Source organism: Caballeronia sp. INML3B (assembly GCF_023631305.1).
Taxonomy (GTDB): Bacteria; Pseudomonadota; Gammaproteobacteria; order Burkholderiales; family Burkholderiaceae; genus Caballeronia; species Caballeronia turbans.
The window spans coordinates 64,764-83,147 of sequence record NZ_JALQDI010000012.1 but is presented as its reverse complement, the minus strand read 5'-3'; the positions used below and the strand labels follow the sequence as shown (position 1 = coordinate 83,147).

18 protein-coding genes are annotated in these 18,384 nt (G+C 63.8%); 9 read left to right on the top strand and 9 right to left on the bottom strand.

The features are described 5' to 3' along the window. Window positions 1–632 precede the first annotated feature (632 nt). On the bottom strand, window positions 633–1,661 hold the full coding sequence (locus tag NCS58_RS08585; RefSeq protein ID WP_250538232.1) for a DUF1839 family protein: 1,029 nt from the start codon (window positions 1,659–1,661) through the stop codon (window positions 633–635). 377 nt (window positions 1,662–2,038) lie between these two features. Here NCS58_RS08585 and NCS58_RS08580 point away from each other — a divergent pair, with 377 nt between their 5' ends. The 4 genes from NCS58_RS08580 to NCS58_RS08565 all read left to right on the top strand — a co-directional run bounded on the left by NCS58_RS08580 (window position 2,039) and on the right by NCS58_RS08565 (window position 6,277). Further along, window positions 2,039–2,572, top strand: coding sequence for a GNAT family N-acetyltransferase (locus tag NCS58_RS08580; RefSeq protein ID WP_061120388.1), 534 nt, complete (start codon window positions 2,039–2,041; stop codon window positions 2,570–2,572). Between the two features lie 181 nt (window positions 2,573–2,753). Then, complete coding sequence (locus tag NCS58_RS08575; protein ID WP_250538231.1) at window positions 2,754–3,905, top strand: glycosyltransferase family 4 protein; 1,152 nt, start codon at window positions 2,754–2,756, stop codon at window positions 3,903–3,905. 471 nt (window positions 3,906–4,376) lie between these two features. Next, the gene (locus tag NCS58_RS08570) at window positions 4,377–5,129 is read left to right on the top strand and encodes a FadR/GntR family transcriptional regulator (RefSeq protein ID WP_061120386.1); all 753 of its coding nucleotides are present in this window, start codon (window positions 4,377–4,379) and stop codon (window positions 5,127–5,129) included. Between the two features lie 143 nt (window positions 5,130–5,272). After that, the gene (locus NCS58_RS08565; RefSeq protein WP_250538230.1) at window positions 5,273–6,277 is read left to right on the top strand and encodes a Gfo/Idh/MocA family protein; all 1,005 of its coding nucleotides are present in this window, start codon (window positions 5,273–5,275) and stop codon (window positions 6,275–6,277) included. Between the two features lie 44 nt (window positions 6,278–6,321). Here NCS58_RS08565 and NCS58_RS08560 read toward each other — a convergent pair whose 3' ends face one another. From NCS58_RS08560 to NCS58_RS08535, 6 genes are all read right to left on the bottom strand, one after another. Continuing rightward, complete coding sequence (locus tag NCS58_RS08560) at window positions 6,322–6,981, bottom strand: amino acid ABC transporter permease (RefSeq protein ID WP_061120384.1); 660 nt, start codon at window positions 6,979–6,981, stop codon at window positions 6,322–6,324. A gap of 124 nt (window positions 6,982–7,105) precedes the next feature. Next, window positions 7,106–7,906, bottom strand: coding sequence for a cystine ABC transporter substrate-binding protein (locus tag NCS58_RS08555; protein ID WP_061120383.1), 801 nt, complete (start codon window positions 7,904–7,906; stop codon window positions 7,106–7,108). A 114-nt stretch (window positions 7,907–8,020) separates the two neighbouring features. Further along, window positions 8,021–9,043 carry a quinone-dependent dihydroorotate dehydrogenase gene (locus tag NCS58_RS08550; protein WP_061120382.1) on the bottom strand — a complete coding sequence of 341 codons (1,023 nt, stop codon included), beginning with the start codon at window positions 9,041–9,043 and terminating at the stop codon, window positions 8,021–8,023. 94 nt (window positions 9,044–9,137) lie between these two features. After that, window positions 9,138–9,965, bottom strand: a complete 828-nt coding sequence (locus NCS58_RS08545; protein WP_250538229.1) for an arginyltransferase — start codon at window positions 9,963–9,965, stop codon at window positions 9,138–9,140. 115 nt (window positions 9,966–10,080) lie between these two features. Next, window positions 10,081–10,812 (bottom strand): leucyl/phenylalanyl-tRNA--protein transferase, encoded by a 732-nt coding sequence (aat, locus tag NCS58_RS08540; RefSeq protein ID WP_061120380.1) that lies wholly within the window; start codon window positions 10,810–10,812, stop codon window positions 10,081–10,083. 44 nt (window positions 10,813–10,856) lie between these two features. Further along, a complete protein-coding gene (locus tag NCS58_RS08535; protein ID WP_035501055.1) occupies window positions 10,857–11,402 on the bottom strand; it encodes an NUDIX hydrolase in 546 nt (181 codons plus the stop codon). A gap of 244 nt (window positions 11,403–11,646) precedes the next feature. On the opposite strand from NCS58_RS08535, the gene glp reads away from it, so the two are divergent. Genes glp through moaE form a run of 3 tightly spaced genes read left to right on the top strand, consistent with a single transcriptional unit; the run spans window position 11,647 to window position 13,599 of the window. After that, a complete protein-coding gene (gene glp, locus NCS58_RS08530; RefSeq protein ID WP_409219272.1) occupies window positions 11,647–12,870 on the top strand; it encodes a gephyrin-like molybdotransferase Glp in 1,224 nt (407 codons plus the stop codon). Then, on the top strand, window positions 12,867–13,124 hold the full coding sequence (moaD, locus tag NCS58_RS08525) for a molybdopterin converting factor subunit 1 (RefSeq protein WP_062262081.1): 258 nt from the start codon (window positions 12,867–12,869) through the stop codon (window positions 13,122–13,124). The genes glp and moaD overlap by 4 nt, the downstream gene beginning before the upstream one ends. A gap of 1 nt (window position 13,125) precedes the next feature. Then, complete coding sequence (moaE, locus tag NCS58_RS08520) at window positions 13,126–13,599, top strand: molybdopterin synthase catalytic subunit MoaE (protein WP_061120377.1); 474 nt, start codon at window positions 13,126–13,128, stop codon at window positions 13,597–13,599. A 6-nt stretch (window positions 13,600–13,605) separates the two neighbouring features. Here moaE and NCS58_RS08515 read toward each other — a convergent pair whose 3' ends face one another. Next, window positions 13,606–14,148 (bottom strand): group III truncated hemoglobin, encoded by a 543-nt coding sequence (locus NCS58_RS08515; protein ID WP_250538228.1) that lies wholly within the window; start codon window positions 14,146–14,148, stop codon window positions 13,606–13,608. A 267-nt stretch (window positions 14,149–14,415) separates the two neighbouring features. Between NCS58_RS08515 and NCS58_RS08510 the strand changes: the two genes are divergently transcribed. Continuing rightward, the gene (locus NCS58_RS08510; RefSeq protein ID WP_061120375.1) at window positions 14,416–14,913 is read left to right on the top strand and encodes an Rrf2 family transcriptional regulator; all 498 of its coding nucleotides are present in this window, start codon (window positions 14,416–14,418) and stop codon (window positions 14,911–14,913) included. A 179-nt stretch (window positions 14,914–15,092) separates the two neighbouring features. Beyond that, window positions 15,093–17,690 carry an ATP-dependent chaperone ClpB gene (gene clpB / locus NCS58_RS08505; protein ID WP_250476718.1) on the top strand — a complete coding sequence of 866 codons (2,598 nt, stop codon included), beginning with the start codon at window positions 15,093–15,095 and terminating at the stop codon, window positions 17,688–17,690. Between the two features lie 169 nt (window positions 17,691–17,859). Here the strand turns inward: clpB and NCS58_RS08500 are convergent, their stop codons facing one another. Beyond that, on the bottom strand, window positions 17,860–18,321 hold the full coding sequence (locus NCS58_RS08500; protein WP_061120373.1) for a YidB family protein: 462 nt from the start codon (window positions 18,319–18,321) through the stop codon (window positions 17,860–17,862). Between the last annotated feature and the right edge of the window lie 63 nt (window positions 18,322–18,384).

Genomic DNA, 18,384 nt, shown 5'->3' with positions numbered 1-18,384 from the left:
AGGCCTCACAGGTCGACATCCCCTCGACAGCACACCTTCTTTCGTAGGGACAATGGAAAATGATTCATCCATGTTCCATCGCCCTAGCGGGCTTGCTAACGCCCGTCATTTTCGCCAGCGCTCGATTGCCCCCGGAGCCTTGCCAGACGGGGTATCGCGGGCGATCGGAAAAGTCTGCCGCGAGGCGCTTCATGAAGCGGAAAGGATGCGTCGCTTGCACGAAGTGAAAAATCGGTACGCGGGGACTCGCATGTGCGCGTGCACCGAGCGCTCAACCGCACGCGGAATGGCTCACACAGGGCTTGCGCTAACCTGTCAGGCGCCACAAGCGACGGCGTTTCTTCGTCAAACGTTTGCGCGCATTTCGTCGGATCGATACTTTGAGATACATCTGGACCATGCGAGGCGCGGTGCCCGGAAATGTTTCATCGCGGACAATTTCATGCGGCACCGATTTAAGCATGCAAAAACCCATCGCCCGAATTGCAGTGAAGACATAACGAAGTCACGAACCGACGTCACAATTCAGGTAAGCGAGTGAAAAACCCCTTGAATTAGCGGTTCGAATATGTTTAAGCGACAAGCGTTTGCTTATACAAATCGGCGCGTAATGCGATTGCGCCCGCATTCGGTCAACACACGATATTCGCGAGCGGAGGAATAACGCGTTCATACGCGTCCTCGATGGCGTCGAACGATGCCTCGCAAAGCTCGTGACGTCCGCGCGAAAGCGCACGCGCGAGCCGGCACTGCATGACCATCGTTTCGCTTGCGATCTTTCGTGCGCCCGCGTGCGTCTGAACGGGAATGTCGAAGCCTTGTTCGCGCATCCATTGCAGGTAATGCGCGAGCAATTCGAAGTTGGCCCCAAGCGGTCTCATCACATTGAACGCGTAAAGGCGCGCGTACGATTCGCCGCGCGCGATCATCGTATCGACATGCTCGGGAAAGGCAGCGCGCCAGCGCGCGATGGGGTTGTGCATCGGACGCCGTAACAGATGCGCGCACAGCGCGTCGGCGGAGGCCTCGGCGAGCGGCGTGCCGGACACCGGTTCCCGTACCCGCTTGACGAATTCGACGTGCGGAAAGAGTGCGGGCTGCGGCGTCGCCTGAGAACGCAGTACGCCGTCGTAATCGTCACCGTCGAGCAGGTGATAACCCGTGTGATGAAAGTAGCCGAGACGCCGCGCGTCGGGATCGATCACATCGATGCCGATGGTCGTTTTCGCATGTTCGCGGTGATACGACGCCGTGCGCATGTCGGGCAAAAAGAACGCATCCACTTCGACGAGCACGATGTTCGCGCGGCGCGTCTGCACGAGTGCGCGCTCTTCGAGCGAATCGAACACGGAAAGCTCCTGAACTTGCAGGCCATAGAGCGTTTCGATGTCGTCCAGCGGCAGCTTGCCGAGCGTGAACTGATCGGCTTCGAAGTCCTGAGCAACGGTGAAGGCCAGCGCGGCGCGCGGTTCGAGCCCGTTGCCGTGCAGGATTTCAATCCACAGATCGACGGGCGCGACGGCCTCGCGCCAGATGCGCTCGCCGCGATGCAGCGCATGCGCATGATGGCGCCGCGCACGCATGCGTAAAGGATCGAGCGATACGACGCGGGAACGACTCGCGCCTGAATCCGTCACACCGCTCGTATGGAACGCGCTCATGCCGTGACCTCGGGCCGGCAGGGCCGGCGTTCGATACCGCGTGCGCGTCCGAGCGAGTGTCCTTTTCGTTGTGCGTCTCTGTCGCGTTCGATGGCGGTATGCATTGTGATTTTCCCATGAAGGTGCCGTATTACGCGAGCGCTATCGACGCCATGCGAACGCGCGCGGCAGCCCGCATCGAAGGGCTGTTGCGTGGTCGTGTCGATCGTCGGGCAGGCGTCTTTTTCCCCGGGACGCCTTTTTGCGTGTGGTCGAGCTTATTTGAAAGGCGCGCGAGGCGTGGGTCGGTGCGATGGCGCACTGATTCCGGGCGGGCCGGCACGTAACGTTCAATCGTCGTAACGCCGGTAATTGCCGGTAAAGCATGGAGATAATCGATGAACTGGAAAACCCTGGATTTCGAACAACTCACTGCGCGTGAGCTTTATTTGATTTTGCGCGCGCGCAGTGCGGTGTTCGTCGTCGAACAGTCGCATGTCCATCTCGATCCGGATGGCCGCGACGAAACCGGTACGCATGTATTCGCCGCCGAAGACATGAGCCGCTCGATGCCCGTGCTCGCCTATGCACGCATTCACGAAGGCGATGCGGAAGATCCGGAGGTCGTGGTGGACAAGATCTTGACGAGCCCGCTGCGTCGTGGCGATGGCACCGCGCACGCTCTGATCGAACGCGTGCTGGCGGTGGCCGCCGAGCGCTGGCCCGGCCGCGGCGTGCGCCTGAGCGCGCCCGTGAGTCTGCGAGGCTTCTATGAGGCGTTCGGCTTTCGCAAGACCGAAGGCCCGTTCCTCGAGCATGGCATGCCCTACATCGGTCTGACGAGAAAGAGCCGTCAGCCGCGCGAGACGTCCGGCACGGGCAAGGCGCGGTTCGCGCCGAGCGAGCGCGCCACCACGTACGAGTTGCTGTAAGCGCCACGAGCGACGCAAAGGAACGCACGAGTCGGCGGCATTGAAGGCGTAGACCATCCGGGCATCGAGGCAAGGAAGGCGCAATAGCGACGAAATAGCGGCGCAATAACCAAGCGTGTCCTCGAAACAATAAGATCGACGCAGCCGGCCAGCGCCGGCGAGCGCAAAAACAGCCTATCTCATGCGAATAGTCCATCTCGCCAATCACGCGCAGACGATCGGCAACGGCACCGTCAACATGATGGTCGATCTCGCCTGCATGCAGGCGAGCATGGGTCAGGATGTCGTGATCGCGTCGTCCGGCGGCGGGTTCGAGCCGCTCCTGCGCCGTCACGGCATCCTGCATATTCCGCTGCAGCAATCGCGGCAGCCCTGGCGCGTGCCGTCAATGATCGCGGGCTTCAATCGTCTCATCGATCGTTTCGATCCCGACATCGTGCATGCGCACATGATGACCGGTGCGCTCATCTCGCGTTTTTCCAGCATGCGGCGCCGTTTCGCGCTCGTGACGACGGTTCATCATGAACTGCAGAAAAGCGCATCGCTCGTGCGCGCGGGCGATCGCATGGTCGCCGTGAGCCGCGCGCTCGCGCTGGATCTGGAGGCGCGCGGCATCGATCCCGGGCGCATGTCGATCGTGCTCAACGGCGCCGTGGGCGCGCCGCGCCTCGTGTGCCGGCCCGCCGCGAAGCCGCTGCGCCTTAGGCATCCGAACATCGTCTGCGTGGCGGGCATGTATCGCAGGAAAGGCATCGCGGATCTGCTGCAAGCGTTCGCGCTCGTGCGCGAGCAGTCGGAGAGCGAGCGGGAGTTCATGGCCGAGCCGCATCTGTATCTCGTCGGCGATGGCCCCGAGCGAGCATCGATGGAAGCACTCGCGGCAGAGCTCGGCATCGCGGAGATCATGCACTTCGCCGGCTTTGTCGCCGATCCGCGGCCCTATTTCGCGAGCGCGGATATTTTCGCGCTCCTGTCGCGTCAGGATCCGGGGCCGCTCGTGATCGCCGAGGCGCGCGAGGCGGGCTGCGCGATCGTCTCGACACGCGTGGGCGGCATTCCCGAAATGCTCGACGACGGTGCGGCAGGCGTGCTCGTGCCCGCAGGCGATATCGAGCAGGCGGCGGCGAAACTGCGCTGGCTCCTGCTCGACGGGCAGGCGCGCGGCCAGTTCGCGGCGCGTGCGCGGCAAAACCTGCAGCCGCTCTCGGTCGAGAGAGTAAGCAGCGACTACATGGCGGTCTATCAGCACACGCTCACGGAACGCGAAGCGATGCAGCGCCAGCGGCTCGCGCTCGATGCGCGAAGGCCTCGAGCAACGGATGGCGCGATTTAAGCATAGGGCTGACGAATCGCCGCGCTCGCACCGCGCCACGGTGCTTTCGTTCAAACCGTCCGATCATACAAAAGGCCCATGCCAGCGGCCTTCCGTTCGCGTTCGCACAGAACGCCTACGAGATGCTTGCTCAAATGAGTGCATGATCGGTCCGAGGACATAAGGGACCGAAAAACGCACCCGCCGCGCTGCGACGCCGCCATTCTTCAGTTTCCCTGATGAATGCCTGCGCGCGCGCGGCGCGAGTGCAGCGGATACACGCGAAGCGGTAAGAATCGACGAAATATCGACGTCAGAGGGATTACCCTGTCAGGTGTTTCCCAACTGGCATTCGAAGCAACGAAGACGCAACGTATCTAGCACGACGAATGGGCCTGTCGGGAACTCGTCGTGCCTTTCGCAGCCCGGGGAAAGCGAAAGCGATGCGCTCATACATACGGCTACGGAACAGGCGAGAAGGGGAGAAGCGAGATGGATGACAACAAAGAGCGATCGCTGGTGGCGAAGGTCATGGACGGACTGGTCTCCGGCATCGTCGAGCAAAAATATGGCGCGATACTGCCACCGCAGGACATCCTCTCGAAGGAGTTCGACGTGAGCCGCACCGTCATGCGCGAGGCGCTCTCGATGCTGCTCGCGCGGCACATGCTGGACGTGCGGCCGAAAACGGGCACACGTATTCGTCCGATGAGCGACTGGCGTCTCATCGACGAGGACGTGGTGAGCTGGAGATTTCGCGCCAAGCCCGATCAGACATTTTTGCGCGATGTAATCGAATTCCGAATGCTGATCGAGCCGCGCGCGGCAGCGCTGGCCGCCGCACGGGCGACGCCGGACGAGATCGCCGGCATCCGCGACGCGTTCGACACGCTCTCGCGCCTGCAGGTCGGCGAGCCGGAGTATCAGGCGGCCGACGAGGTGCTGCACACGCGCATCGTCGCGGCGAGCGGCAACCAGTTCTTTCGCCAGATGACGGCGATCGTGCGCGGCGCGCTGGTGACGGTCAATCCTATCGTGGACGGCATCGAGTCCGTGCGTGAGGCGACGCTCGCGGCGCAGAAGAGCGTCGTCGAGGCGATCGAGGCGAAGGATTCCGCCGCCGCCGAATCCGCGACGCGCGCGCTCGTCGATCTGGCCGCGGAAGAAGTGGGCCGCGCGTTCTCGCTGGAGCGGGTGAACAGTCAGCCCGCCTCGCCGAATGTGAATGCGTCCGCGGGAGTGTGACGTCCTCAAATAGCGCGACGTAGGAGACCATCGGGCCGCAAGCATGGAGCCGGGACATGTCCCGGCTTTTTGCCGTCTGCGCGCCGTGCGAATTCGACATGCGATGCAATCAGGCACAATGCGTCGCACGACGAACATGGCGCATGGAGGCAGGATTGACCGACACGAACATCAACGCAGCAACGATACGCTGGGGCATCGTCGGCGCGGGACGCATCGCGCGGCGCTTCGCCGAAAGCCTCGCGCATGTCGATGGCGCGCGCCTCGCGGCCGTCTGGTCGCGCCGCGCGGAACCGGCGCGCGCATTGGCCGACGCATTCGATGCACGCGCGTTCGACGAATTCGACGCGATGCTCGACCATGTCGACGCGCTCTACATCGCGACCTTGCAGGACAGTCACCCGGAATACGCGTTGCGCGCCTTCGCGGCGGGCAAACCCGTGCTGTGCGAAAAGCCCGCCGCCGTGAGCGCGCGCGATCTGCAGCGCATGATCGACGCGGCGCGCGCGGCGAAGCTGCTCTTCATGGAAGCGATGAAGCCGCCGTTTTATCCGCTGTATCGCCGCCTGCGCGCGCATCTGGAGCACGATTCCATCGGCGAAATCGGGCTCGTGCGCGCGGGTTGCTCGATCGCGCACGTGCCGCTCGATCACCCGTCGTTCTCGCTCGAAGCGGGCGGCGGCGCGCTGCTCGACATCGGTATCTACGAGGCGTTTCTTGCGGTCGACTGGCTCGGCGAGGCGCTCGACGTGCAGACTATCGGCCGCCTCGGCGCCACCGGCGTCGACGTGTTCGCGAGCCTGAACGTGCGCCACGAACGCGGCATCGCGCAATTGTTCTGCGGACTCGATCTGCAAGGCCGCGGCGATGCGCTCATCGGCGGCACGCTCGGCACGGTGACGATCCACGAAAACTGGTGGAATCCGGCGCGCGCGACGATTGCGTACACCGACGGACGCAAGATCGAACTCGACGAGCCTTTCACGGGCGGCGGCCTCAACTACGAAACCGCGCATTTTTGCGAGCTGCTGCGCGCGGGCGAAACGGAAAGCCCGGTGATGCCGCACGCGATGTCGATGCGCATGATCGCGATCATCGACGCCGCGCGGCGCGATCTGAAGCTGCGCTTTCCCTTCGAGACCGACTGATACGAAAAAGCCGCTTTTCAGCGGCTCTTTTTCGTCGATGTCGCTCAGTGTCGTCCCGGCAGCGCGAGACGCCGTTCGAAAATCCGCTGCACGAATTCGAGCACGCTGCACAGAATCCAGTAGACGAACGCCGCCGCGAGATAGAGCGGCAGCGGCTGATAGGTCGCCGCGATCACTTCCTGCGCGCTTCGCAACAGCTCGGTCACGGTGATGACCGAGACGAGCGACGTGTCCTTGATCAGACTGATGAGACTGTTCGACAAGCTCGGCACCGCGATGCGCAGCGCCTGCGGCCCGATCACGTAGCGCAGCGTCTGCGTGCGCGACAACCCGAGGCTATAGGCCGCGAGCCACTGTCCGGTGTGGATGCCGAGGATCGCGCCGCGCATGCTTTCCGACAGATACGCGGCGACGTTCGCCGACAGCGCGATCACGCCCGCGGGTGTGGGCTCGAGCGAGATGCCGAGGCTCGGCAGGCCATAGTAGATGACGAAAATCTGCACGAGCAGCGGCGTGCCGCGCATCACGCTCACATAGCAGCGACCGATCGCGACGAGCGCGCGATTCTGGCTGATGCCCATCAACGCCAGCACGACGGCCGCGATGAGGCCGAAGAACATCGAATAGAGCGCGAACTTGATTGTCAGCAGCGCGCCTTGCGCCAGCACGGGCGCCGATTGAACGAGCAGGGATGTCGTGGACATGGACGGGGGAACGTGAAAGAACCGGCGTGGCGAGTCAGAAAATTCGGCACATCATAACCGGCGAGGAAAAAGCGAAGGGCGGCACCGTCGAACGATGCCGCCCTGAAGCGCCAGAAGCGCAGACTTACTTCGCGGGCTTCGTCACGTCGATGCCGAACCACTTGTCCGAAATCTTCGTGAACGTGCCGTCCGCTTCGAGCTGGTTCATCGCGTCGTCGATTGCCTTCGCGAACTTCGGATTGCCCTTCTTGAACGGAATGCCCGACGGATTGCCCGCGCCGACATTCGCGCCCGTGCGCAGCGGCAACTGCGAATTCTTCAGCAGATACGCGAGCATCAGGCGGTCGTTGAGCGCCGCGTCGAGACGGCCGGCGGCGAGGTCACGCAGATACTCGGGCGCGCCCGGATAGGTCTTCACGTCGATGCCCGGCACCGACTTCGCCATGTCCATGTAGTTCGTGCCGAGTCCGACGCCGAGCTTCTTGCCCTTCAGTTCTTCGAGCGTCTTGAACTCGCGCTTGTCGTCCGAACGCTGGATCAATTGCGCGTTCGAATACGTGTACGCCGGCGAGAAGTCGAGCGTCTGCTTGCGCGCGTCGGTGATGCCGACCTGGTTCACGATCACATCGAACTTGCCTGCCTGCAGGCCCGCGATGATGCCGCTCCATTCGGTCGTGACGAACTCGGGCTTCACGCCGAGCTTGGCGGCGACGGCTTTGGCGATATCGACATCGAAGCCGACCAGCTCGCCGTTCGGCGCTTTCGAGTTGAACGGCGGGAAGGTGCCTTCCAGGCCGACGCGCAGCGTGCCGCGCTGCTTGACCTGATCGAGCAGGTCGTCGGCGTGTGCCGCGGTGGTGACGGCGGTGAATGCCGCGCCGATCAGGCTGGCAGCGACGAGTTTCTTGAGCGTGGACAGTTTCATTGTGTTGTTTTCCTCTTGATGGGCACAGCGTTTTTTTCGGATGCGGCGATCATAGTGAGAATGCAATCGCCGCGTAATACCGTTTGCTCATGTCTATATGCGGGATCGGCTCGTTCACGCGAGCGCGTCGACGCATTCGCGGACAAGCGCCGGACCGCGATAAATCAGCCCCGTGTAAAGCTGCACGAGCGACGCGCCCGCCGCGAGCTTCGCGCGCGCGTCCTCGCCCGAGAAAATCCCGCCCACGCCGATGATCGGCACCTCCGTGCCGACTTCCGCGCGCAGCTTGCGGATCACCTCGTTGGATGCGTCGAAGACTGGCCGCCCCGACAGGCCGCCCGCTTCGTCGCCGTGCTTCATGCCGGTCACAGCGGTGCGCGAGAGCGTCGTGTTCGTGGCGATCACGCCGTCGATCTTGTGAGCGAGCAGTGTGCCCGCGATCGACCTGATCTGCTCGTCGTCGAGGTCGGGCGCGATCTTGAGCGCGAGCGGCACGAGCTTGCCGTGCAGGTCGGAAAGACGCGCCTGCTTCTCCTTCAGTGCGCCCAGCAGCGAATCGAGCTCGCCCGCGCCTTGCAGCTGCCGCAGATTCTTCGTGTTCGGCGACGAAATGTTGATCGTCACATAGCTCGCGAACGGATAGACGCGCTCGAGGCAGTAAAGGTAGTCCTCGGCGGCGCGCTCGATCGGCGTATCGGCGTTCTTGCCGATGTTGAGGCCCAGCACGCCGCGATAGTGCGCCGCCTTCACGTTGGCGACGAACTGATCGACGCCGCGGTTGTTGAAGCCCATCCGGTTGATGAGCGCGTCCGCCTCCGGCAGCCGGAAGATGCGCGGACGCGGATTGCCCGGCTGCGCGCGCGGCGTCACGGTGCCCACTTCGATGAAGCCGAAGCCGAGCGCGGCGAGCCCGTCGATGCACGCGCCGTCCTTGTCCAGGCCCGCGGCCAGGCCGACCGGGTTGCGGAACGTGATGCCCATGACAGTGCGGGGCGAATCGGGGCCGCGTCTCGCGAGCATGCCGGCGAGCCCGGTGCGGCCGGCGGCGCCGAGCATGCGCAGCGTCAGGTGATGAGCATCTTCCGCGTCCATCTTGAAGAGATGCGAACGCGCGATCGGGTAGAGGGAACTGAACACGAAATGAAAGCCGGCGACGGCGGATTTTTTTAAGACCGCTATTTTAGCGGCTTTGGACGGCGGGCCGGTCGCACTCTGCGGGTTGCTCCGGCGGCTATTTCGGCTGGCTCGGACCGTGGATGCGCCCGGGCATCGGCAGCGTGCCGGCGGATTGCGTGCTGGCGGGATCGAGGAGCGTCCAGCGTCCGTCGATCAGACCTTCCAGCGGCCGGAAATTCGCCTTGTAGGCCATTTTCTCGCTTTCGCGAATCCAGTAGCCGAGATAGACGTGCGGCAGGTCGAGGCTCTTCGCCTGCTCGATCTGCCAGAGGATGTTGAACGTGCCGTAGCTCGTCTTCGGCATGTCCGGCTCGAAGAACGTGTACACCGATGACAACCCGTCGCCGAGGATGTCGATCATGCTGATCATGCGCAGGGCGCCGGGCGTGTCCGCGTGCGCAGGATCGGCGGGTTCGCGGAACTCGACGAGACGCGAATTGATCCGGCTCTGCAGCAGGAACTGCTCGTACTGGTCGCGGCTGTCGCGATCCATGCCGCCGCCCGCATGCCGCGCCGACTGATAACGCATGTAGAGCGCGTAGTGTTCTTCGTCGTAGTGCAGCGGCGCGACGCTCGCCACCAGATTGCCGTGCTGCTTCCACACGCGCCGCTGCGAGCGGTTCGGCACGAAACGCGCGACCGGCACGCGCACCGGCACGCAGGCGCGGCAGCCGTCGCAATACGGGCGATAGGTGAAGACGCCTGAACGCCGGAAACCGGCCTTGACGAGTTCGGTGTAGACGTCGGAGTTGATCAGATGGCTCGGCGTCGCGACCTGCGAGCGCGCGACGCGCCCTTCCAGATAACTGCAAGGGTAGGGCGCTGTTGCATAGAATTGCAGCGCGGAAAGCGGTGACAGCGGTAGCTCGTTCGGATGTGTCACGTTGGCGGCTCTTGCAGGCGTCGTCTCGTCGTTGCCGACCGGCGCGTAGATTCCACTTTCCGGGCGCGCGCGGCGGCTGCATTTCGTGTGTCGCTCGGGGCGTCGCGCGCAGCGTTCAGCGTGCCAGCACGTCGAGAAGGACGGATTTGTCGAAGCGCCAGCCGATCGCCGGTTCCGCCGTGGCCCGCCGGAGATGCGCCACGAATGCGCGGCGTGCGATCTCACGGCCGCCCAGCGACGCCAGATGCGACGTGTTCTGCTGGCAGTCTATCATCTCAATTTGATTGCGGCGCAAGTGTCCGACGAGCGCCGCAAGCGCGATTTTCGACGCATCGGTCTTGTGCGCAAACATCGATTCGCCGAAGAACATGCGCCCGAACGACACGCCGTAAAGCCCGCCGACGCGCACGCCGTCGTGCCACGTTTCGATGCTGTGCGCGCTACCCGCGCGGTGCAATGTGGTGTACGCATCCACGATGTCCGTGGTGATCCAGGTGCCGCGCTGGCCGTCGCGCGGCGTGTCGGCGCAGGCGCGCATCACGGCGGAAAAATCGTCGTCGACGCGGATTTCCCAGACCGGATCGCGCACGACGCGCTTCAAGGTCTTGCGCAGCGAATCAGATACCTTGAACTCGGCCGGAAAGAGCACCATGCGAGGGTCGGGGCTCCACCACAGCACGGGCTGGCCGTCCGAATACCACGGGAAAATGCCGCGACCGTAGGCATCGATGAGCCGTGACGGCAAAAGGTCCGCGCTTGCGGCGAGCAGGCCCGGCGCGCCGCTCGCCGCGCCGAGCGCGCGCTCGACGGGCGGAAAAGGATCGTCGTCGGCGAGCCAGGGAACCATGTTCTCGGGTGAGTGGCGTTCTGTGATGTCAGCGAGCGATGCGATCAGCCGTCGCGCAGCGTGCGGAAAATGTCGCCCGTGTGCAGCGTGAAATTGCCGGCGGCGCGGTCGGCGAAGAAAAAGCGCAGCGTCTGGCCGACCGTCGGAAACGCGATCTCGTCCCACGGAATCTCGCTTTCCTCGAAGAGCTTCACCTCCAGGCTTTCCTCGCCGGGATCGACTTCGATATCGAGCAGCCGCGCCAGATAGAAGAGATGCACCTGATGCACGTGCGGCACGTTGAGCAGGGTGAAAAGGCTCTGGATCTCGACGCGCGCGCCCGCTTCCTCGAGCGTTTCGCGCGCGGCGCCTTCGCTCGTCGTCTCCTGCATTTCCATGAAGCCGGCGGGCAAGGTCCAGTAGCCGTAGCGGGGCTCGATCGCGCGGCGGCACAGCAGCACCTTGTCGTCCCACACCGGGACGGTGCCTACGACGTTACGCGGATTTTGATAGTGAACCGTGCCGCAGTTGTTGCAGACGAAGCGCTCACGGTTGTCGCCGGGCGGAATGGCGAGGCCGACCTCGTGGCCGCAGACGGAACAGAATTTCATGGAAATGGACGTGGGAGATGTGCTGCGAGTGTATCACCGCACCGCGGCGGCTTTGAGGCACTCAAACGGTTTGCGGCATCAGTCGCGTCGCATGACTGGCTTCCCTGAAGCCGAAGGTGCGATGCCTGCCTTCTCGCTACAATAGTTGACCAGAATTGCCGTGTCCCTTTTCACGATCGGGGCGCCTCGCGCGCCTGAAGCAAACTCCATGTCAACCACGCCACCCGCTTCCAACCGTCCTCCGATGCTCGCCACCGCCGATGCGCTCGGCCGTTTGCTCGACGCCGCGCGTCAGGTGGACGGCCGCGAGCGCGTCGGCACGCTCGACGCGCTCAACCGCGTGCTCGCCGCCGATGTGACCTCGCCGCTCGACGTCCCGCCCATGCATACGAGCTCGATGGACGGCTACGCGGTCCGCGCCGCCGATCTCGCCGGCGCGAACGAAGGCGCGCCCGTCGCACTGCCGGTGTCCCAGCGCATTCCGGCGGGCCACGCGGGGAAGCCGCTCGCGGCGGGCACGGCCGCGCGCATCTTCACCGGCGCGACGGTGCCGCCCGGCGCGGATGCCGTCGTCATGCAGGAAATGGCGCGTGTTGCGGATGACGGGCGCATCGCGTTCGCGCAGACGCCCGCAGCGGGCGAGTGGATCACGCAGCAAGGCGCGGATATCAGGCGCGATTCGGTGATCCTGCCCGCGGGCACGCGCCTCACGCCGCAGGCGCTCGGGCTGGCGGCGTCGGTCGGTTGCGCAGAGCTCGATGTCGTGCGCCGCGTGCGTGTCGCGATCTTCTTCACCGGCGACGAACTGCGCATGCCCGGCGAGCCGCTCGAACCCGGCGCGATCTACAACTCCAACCGCTTCACGCTGCGAGCGCTCCTTGCGAAGTTCGGCTGCGAGGTGACCGATCTCGGCATCGTGCCGGATCGGCTGGACGCGACCCGCGAGACGCTGCGGCGTGCGGCGACCGATCACGATCTGATCCTGACGTGCGGCGGCGTGTCGGTCGGCGAGGAAGATCACGTGAAGCCGGCGGTGGAGGCCGAAGGGCGCATTTCGATGTGGCAGATCGCGATGAAACCCGGCAAGCCGCTCGCCTTCGGCGCGGTGCGGCGCGGCGATGAAGGCAGCGAGGCGTTCTTCATCGGCTTGCCGGGCAATCCGGTGTCCAGTTTCTGCACGTTCCTGCTGTTCGTGCGGCCCTTCCTGCTGCGTCTTGCGGGCGTGCAGAAGGTCACGCCGCGCGTCTACTCGATGCGCGCCGACTTCAGTCAGAAAAAAGGCGACCGTCGCAACGAATTCCTGCGCGCGCGCGTGAACGCGTCGGGCGGGCTCGATCTCTTCGAGAACCAGAGCTCGGCCGTGCTGACATCGACCGTCTGGGGCGACGGTCTCATCGACAATCCGCCGAATCATGCGATCAGCGCTGGCGAGATCGTGCGCTTCATCCCATTTTCAGAACTGATATGAAAGTCGAACTGAGGTTTTTCGCGAGCGTGCGCGAGGCGCTGGGCGTCGCGAACGAGACGGTCAGCGTGCCGGACACGGTGGTGAATGTCGGCGATGTGCGCGCCTGGCTGCGCATGCGCGGCGGCGTGTGGGAAGAGGCGCTCGCCGAAGGCCGGGCGTTGCGCATGGCGTGCAATCACGTGATGACGAATCCGTCGCAGCGCATCACCGAGGGCTGTGAGGTTGCGTTTTTTCCGCCGGTCACGGGTGGCTGACATGTCGACGCGTTCCAAAGTCCGCGTGCAGGAAGCCGATTTCGACATCAGCGCGGAAGTCGCCGCGCTGCGTGCCGACAATCCGAAGGTCGGTGCGGTCGCGTGTTTCGTCGGGACGGTGCGCGATCTGAACGAGGGCAGCGCCGTCGAAACCATGGAGCTCGAGCATTACCCTGGCATGACGGAGAAGTCGCTCGAAGCGATCGCCGATCAGGCGCGCGAGCGCTGGCGCGGCTCGGACGTGCTCATCGTGCATCGCGTGGGCAAGCTGAAGCCGCTCGATCAGATCGTGCTCGTCGCAACGACGGCGGTGCATCGCGCAGAGGCGTTCGAATCGTGCGCTTTCGTGATGGACTATCTCAAGACGCAAGCGCCGTTCTGGAAGAAGGAAAAGACCGAAGCGGGCGAACGCTGGGTCGACGCGCGCGAATCCGACGATGCGGCGCTCGCGCGCTGGCAGGACTATCCGTCCTGATTGGCGTTACTTTTCGTCAGCGCCCGTGCCGACGAATTTCGCCGGAAACGGCTCCGCGCCCGGACGCTCGGGAAAGCGCGGCTCGGGGGCGCCGCCCGTGCGCTGGCGCTTGAGCGCCGCGAGCAATTCCTGCTGCTCGACGGGAATCTGATAATCCCAGCCGAACTTGCTGAGTTGCAGACTCTGCGCGATGCGCAGCGCCGGTTCCATGAACTGCACTGCGGCGGCCGGTTCGTAGCGCGACTCGACCGTGTTCAGAAACAGCGACAGCCAGCGCGCGAAGTGGCGCGGCTCGATATCGTCGATCGGACGATGGGCTTCCTGGACATTTCCCCGATACTGTTTCGACCCGAGCACGAGGCTCGACCAGAAAGTCGTCATTTTGGCGAGATGCTCGTCCCAACGTCCCGTGAGCGCGCGCGAGAAGATCGGCCCGAGCAGGGGATCGTCGTCGACGCGACGATAAAAGGCTTCCACCAACGCGCGGACGTTAGCTTCGCTGGGTTCGCGCTCACGTGGCGCGTCGGTGGCCGGGTGTTCGGTGTTCATCGTCGATCTGCGAAACAAAGAGAGAGTAGATCAGATATTTTGCTGACGAAGCATATCAAGATGACGCAAAATGGTGCTTCCGTGCGCGGGCGGCATGCATGTGCCGTGAGTTGTCCGAATGTTGCCCGAGTGTTGCCCGAAACGCATGGACGTTCGTCCGTATCTTATGCGTCTCGGTTCGCTGCGTCTTGCGCGAGGGTTTCTGACGAGACGCGCGGTCCGTCAAATCACCGATGTGCCTTCATCCAATTCTATTCGCGCGAAATCATGCGACTCACCGATTACACCGATTATTCGCTGCGCGTTCTCCTTTATCTCTGCGTTCGACCTTCGGGCCTTTCGACGATTCAGGAGATTTCGGATGCGTACGGCATCTCGAAGAATCACTTGATGAAGATCGTCCAGCAGCTCGGCGAGCTCGGCTGGGTCGAGACGGTGCGCGGCCGCAACGGCGGCCTGCGGCTTTCGTCGCGCTCGCGCGAGCTCACGATCGGTGACATCGTGCGCAAGACCGAGAGTGATTTCGCGCTCGTCGGTTGCTTCGCGGATCAGGAAGATGCAACCCGTCCGCGCTGCGTGATCCAGCCGAACTGCCGCCTGCGCGGCGTGCTCGCGGCGGCGCGCGACGCCTTTCTCGCCGAACTCGACAAGCATACGGTCGGCGAGCTCGCGCAGCCGGCGAACGAACTCGCGCGGCTGCTCGGCATCGTCAGCATTGCGCCGCTTCCGGCGGACGCCTTAGTGCCGGTCCGCGCGTCGTCCTGACGCGCGCGGACGCGTCACGCGCTGAACAAAGCTCGAACGCCGCAGTCAATCCTGAGCGTGTGGACGGTGCACGCCGTCATTGTCGGAGAGCAAAAAACGCACTTTTTGCGCCAAAGCGTGCTTGAAAGTGACAAAAAGCGCCTCATTTTGGTCGTATTCAGAATTGGAGCTTTCAAAAAATGAGAATCGACAAACTCACCACCAAATTTCAGGAAGCGCTCTCCGACGCGCAGAGCCTGGCGGTCGGTCGTGATAACCAGTACATCGAACCGGTGCACCTGCTCGCGGCGCTCATCGCGCAGCAGGACGGCTCGGCGCGCTCGCTGCTCTCGCATGCTGGCGTGCAGGTTCAGGCGCTGCAGACCTCGCTGAACGAAGCGATCAACCGTCTGCCGCAAGTTCAGGGCACGGACGGCAACGTGCAAGTGAGCCGCGAACTCGCGGGCCTGCTCAATGCCGCCGACAAGGAAGCGCAGAAACTCAACGACACCTACATCGCGAGCGAGATGTTTCTGATCGCCGTGGCCGACGACCGGGGCGAAGCGGGCCGTCTGGCGAAGCAGCACGGTCTGTCGAGAAAAGCGCTCGAAGCCGCGATCAACGCCGTGCGCGGCGGCGCGCAGGTCAATAGCCAGGACGCCGAAAGCCAGCGCGAGGCGCTCAAGAAATACACCGTCGATCTGACCGAGCGCGCTCGCGCGGGCAAGCTCGATCCGGTGATCGGCCGTGATGACGAGATTCGTCGCTCGATCCAGATCCTGCAACGTCGCACGAAGAACAATCCGGTGCTGATCGGCGAGCCGGGCGTCGGCAAGACGGCGATCGTCGAAGGGCTCGCGCAGCGTATCGTCAACGGCGAAGTGCCGGAAACGCTCAAGGGCAAACGCGTGCTGTCGCTCGATATGGCGGCGCTGCTCGCAGGCGCGAAGTATCGCGGCGAGTTCGAGGAGCGCCTGAAAGCCGTGCTGCACGACATAGCGAAGGACGAAGGCCAGACGATCGTCTTCATCGATGAAATTCACACGATGGTCGGCGCGGGCAAGGCCGAAGGCGCGATGGACGCGGGCAACATGCTCAAGCCGGCGCTCTCGCGCGGCGAGCTGCACTGCATCGGCGCAACCACCCTCGACGAATATCGCAAGTACATCGAGAAGGATGCGGCGCTCGAGCGGCGCTTCCAGAAAGTGCTCGTCGATGAACCGTCGGTGGAAGCGACCATCGCGATCCTGCGCGGCTTGCAGGAAAGGTACGAGTTGCACCACGGCGTCGAAATCACCGATCCCGCTATCGTCGCGGCCGCGGAACTGTCGCATCGCTATATCACGGACCGCTTCTTGCCGGACAAGGCCATCGATCTGATCGACGAAGCCGCGTCGCGCATCAAGATGGAAATCGATTCGAAGCCCGAAGAGATGGATAAGCTGGACCGCCGTCTCATTCAGTTGAAGATCGAGCGCGAAGCCGTGAAGAAGGAGAAGGACGAGGCGTCGCAGAAGCGTCTGCAACTGATCGAAGAGGAAATCGACCGGCTGAACCGCGAGTATTCCGATCTCGAGGAAATCTGGACTGCCGAGAAAGCGGCAGTGCAGGGCAGCGCGCAGTTGAAGGAAGAAATAGAGAAGGTGCGCGCGGACATCACGCGTTTGCAGCGCGAAGGCAAGCTCGAAAAAGTCGCCGAGTTGCAGTACGGCAAGCTGCCCGAGCTCGAAGCGCGCCTGAAGCAGGTGACGCAGGCCGAATCGCAGGAGCAGAACAATCCGACGCGTCCGCGTCTTTTGCGCACGCAAGTCGGGGCGGAGGAAATCGCGGAAGTGGTGTCGCGTTCCACCGGCATTCCCGTGTCGCGCATGATGCAGGGCGAACGCGAGAAGCTGCTGCAGATCGAGAGCAAGCTGCATGAGCGCGTCATCGGCCAGGACGAGGCAATCGGCGCGGTGGCGGATGCGATTCGCCGTTCGCGCGCGGGTCTGTCCGATCCGAACCGACCGTATGGCTCGTTCCTGTTCCTCGGGCCGACGGGCGTCGGCAAGACCGAGTTGTGCAAGGCGCTCGCGGCCTTCCTTTTCGATTCGGAGGATCATCTCATCCGCATCGACATGAGCGAGTTCATGGAGAAGCACAGCGTCGCCCGTTTGATCGGCGCGCCGCCGGGATATGTTGGCTACGAGGAAGGCGGTTATCTGACCGAAGCCGTGCGCCGCAAGCCGTACAGCGTGATTCTGCTCGACGAGATCGAGAAGGCGCACCCGGACGTGTTCAACGTGCTGCTGCAAGTGCTCGACGATGGCCGCATGACCGATGGCCAGGGCCGCACCGTCGACTTCAAGAACACGGTGATCGTGATGACGTCGAACCTTGGTTCGCAAGTCATTCAGGGCATGGTCGGCGAGCCGCAGGAGAAGGTGAAGGATGCCGTCTGGGAAGAAGTGAAGCTGCACTTCCGGCCGGAGTTCCTGAACCGTATCGACGACGTCGTCGTGTTCCATGCGCTCGACCGCACGAACATCGAGTCGATCGCGAGGATTCAACTGCAGCGTCTGCGTGAGCGTCTCGCCAAGCTCGACATGCAGCTCGAAGTGTCGGATGCGGCGCTCGGGCAGATCGGCAAGGTCGGTTACGACCCGCTGTTCGGCGCGCGGCCGCTCAAGCGTGCGATTCAGCAGGAGATCGAGAATCCGGTCGCCAAGCTCATCCTCGCCGGGCGTTTCGGGCCGAAGGACGTCATTCCGGTCGATGTGCGGGAAGGCGAGTTCGTGTTCGATCGCGTCGTGCATTGACGCGCCACGGGGCCGTCCCGCAAGCGGGGCGGCCGTTCATGCAAAAGGGCAACGAAGCGATTCGTTGCCCTTTTTTCTTTTTTGCTCGCTCGAAAGCGCTGTGCGAAAAGCAAAAGCCCCGCGCGGCGCGATGCCTGCGGGGCCTTCGATGCAAGCCGAATTAGCGCGCTTAACCCTGCTTCGGCTCTTCGCTCTTGCCGAAGAGACCGGCGAGGCCGCCGAGCGAGCCGAGCACGCCGGTCAGATCGAGCTGACCTTCGGGCGGCACTTCGCCATTGGGCGTCGCGCGATCGACGATATGCGGCAGCACTGCCGCCAGCATGCCCGAGAGTTGGTCGCCCGAAACGCCGGCCTTTTGCGCGAGTGCGCCGACATTGTCTTGGCCGAGCACGTTGGTGAGCGTGTCGGGGCTGATGGGTTTGTTCTCACCGGTGCCGATCCACGACTGGACGACATCGCCCGCGCCGTGCTGCTGGAAGCGCTGGATCAGGCCCATGATGCCGCCCGGCTGGCTGTTGACGAATGCGAGCGCCGCTGCGATCAGCGCGGCCTGGCCGGACTGGCCCTGTTGGCCGCCTGGTTGTTGCGATGAATTGCCGAGGGAGGAGGCGAGGATATCGAGTAGGCTCATGACAGTCTCACTACGAGAGGTTGCGGGGTGGGTTCGCCCGCACCGCCGCGTCCGGCTTTGAAC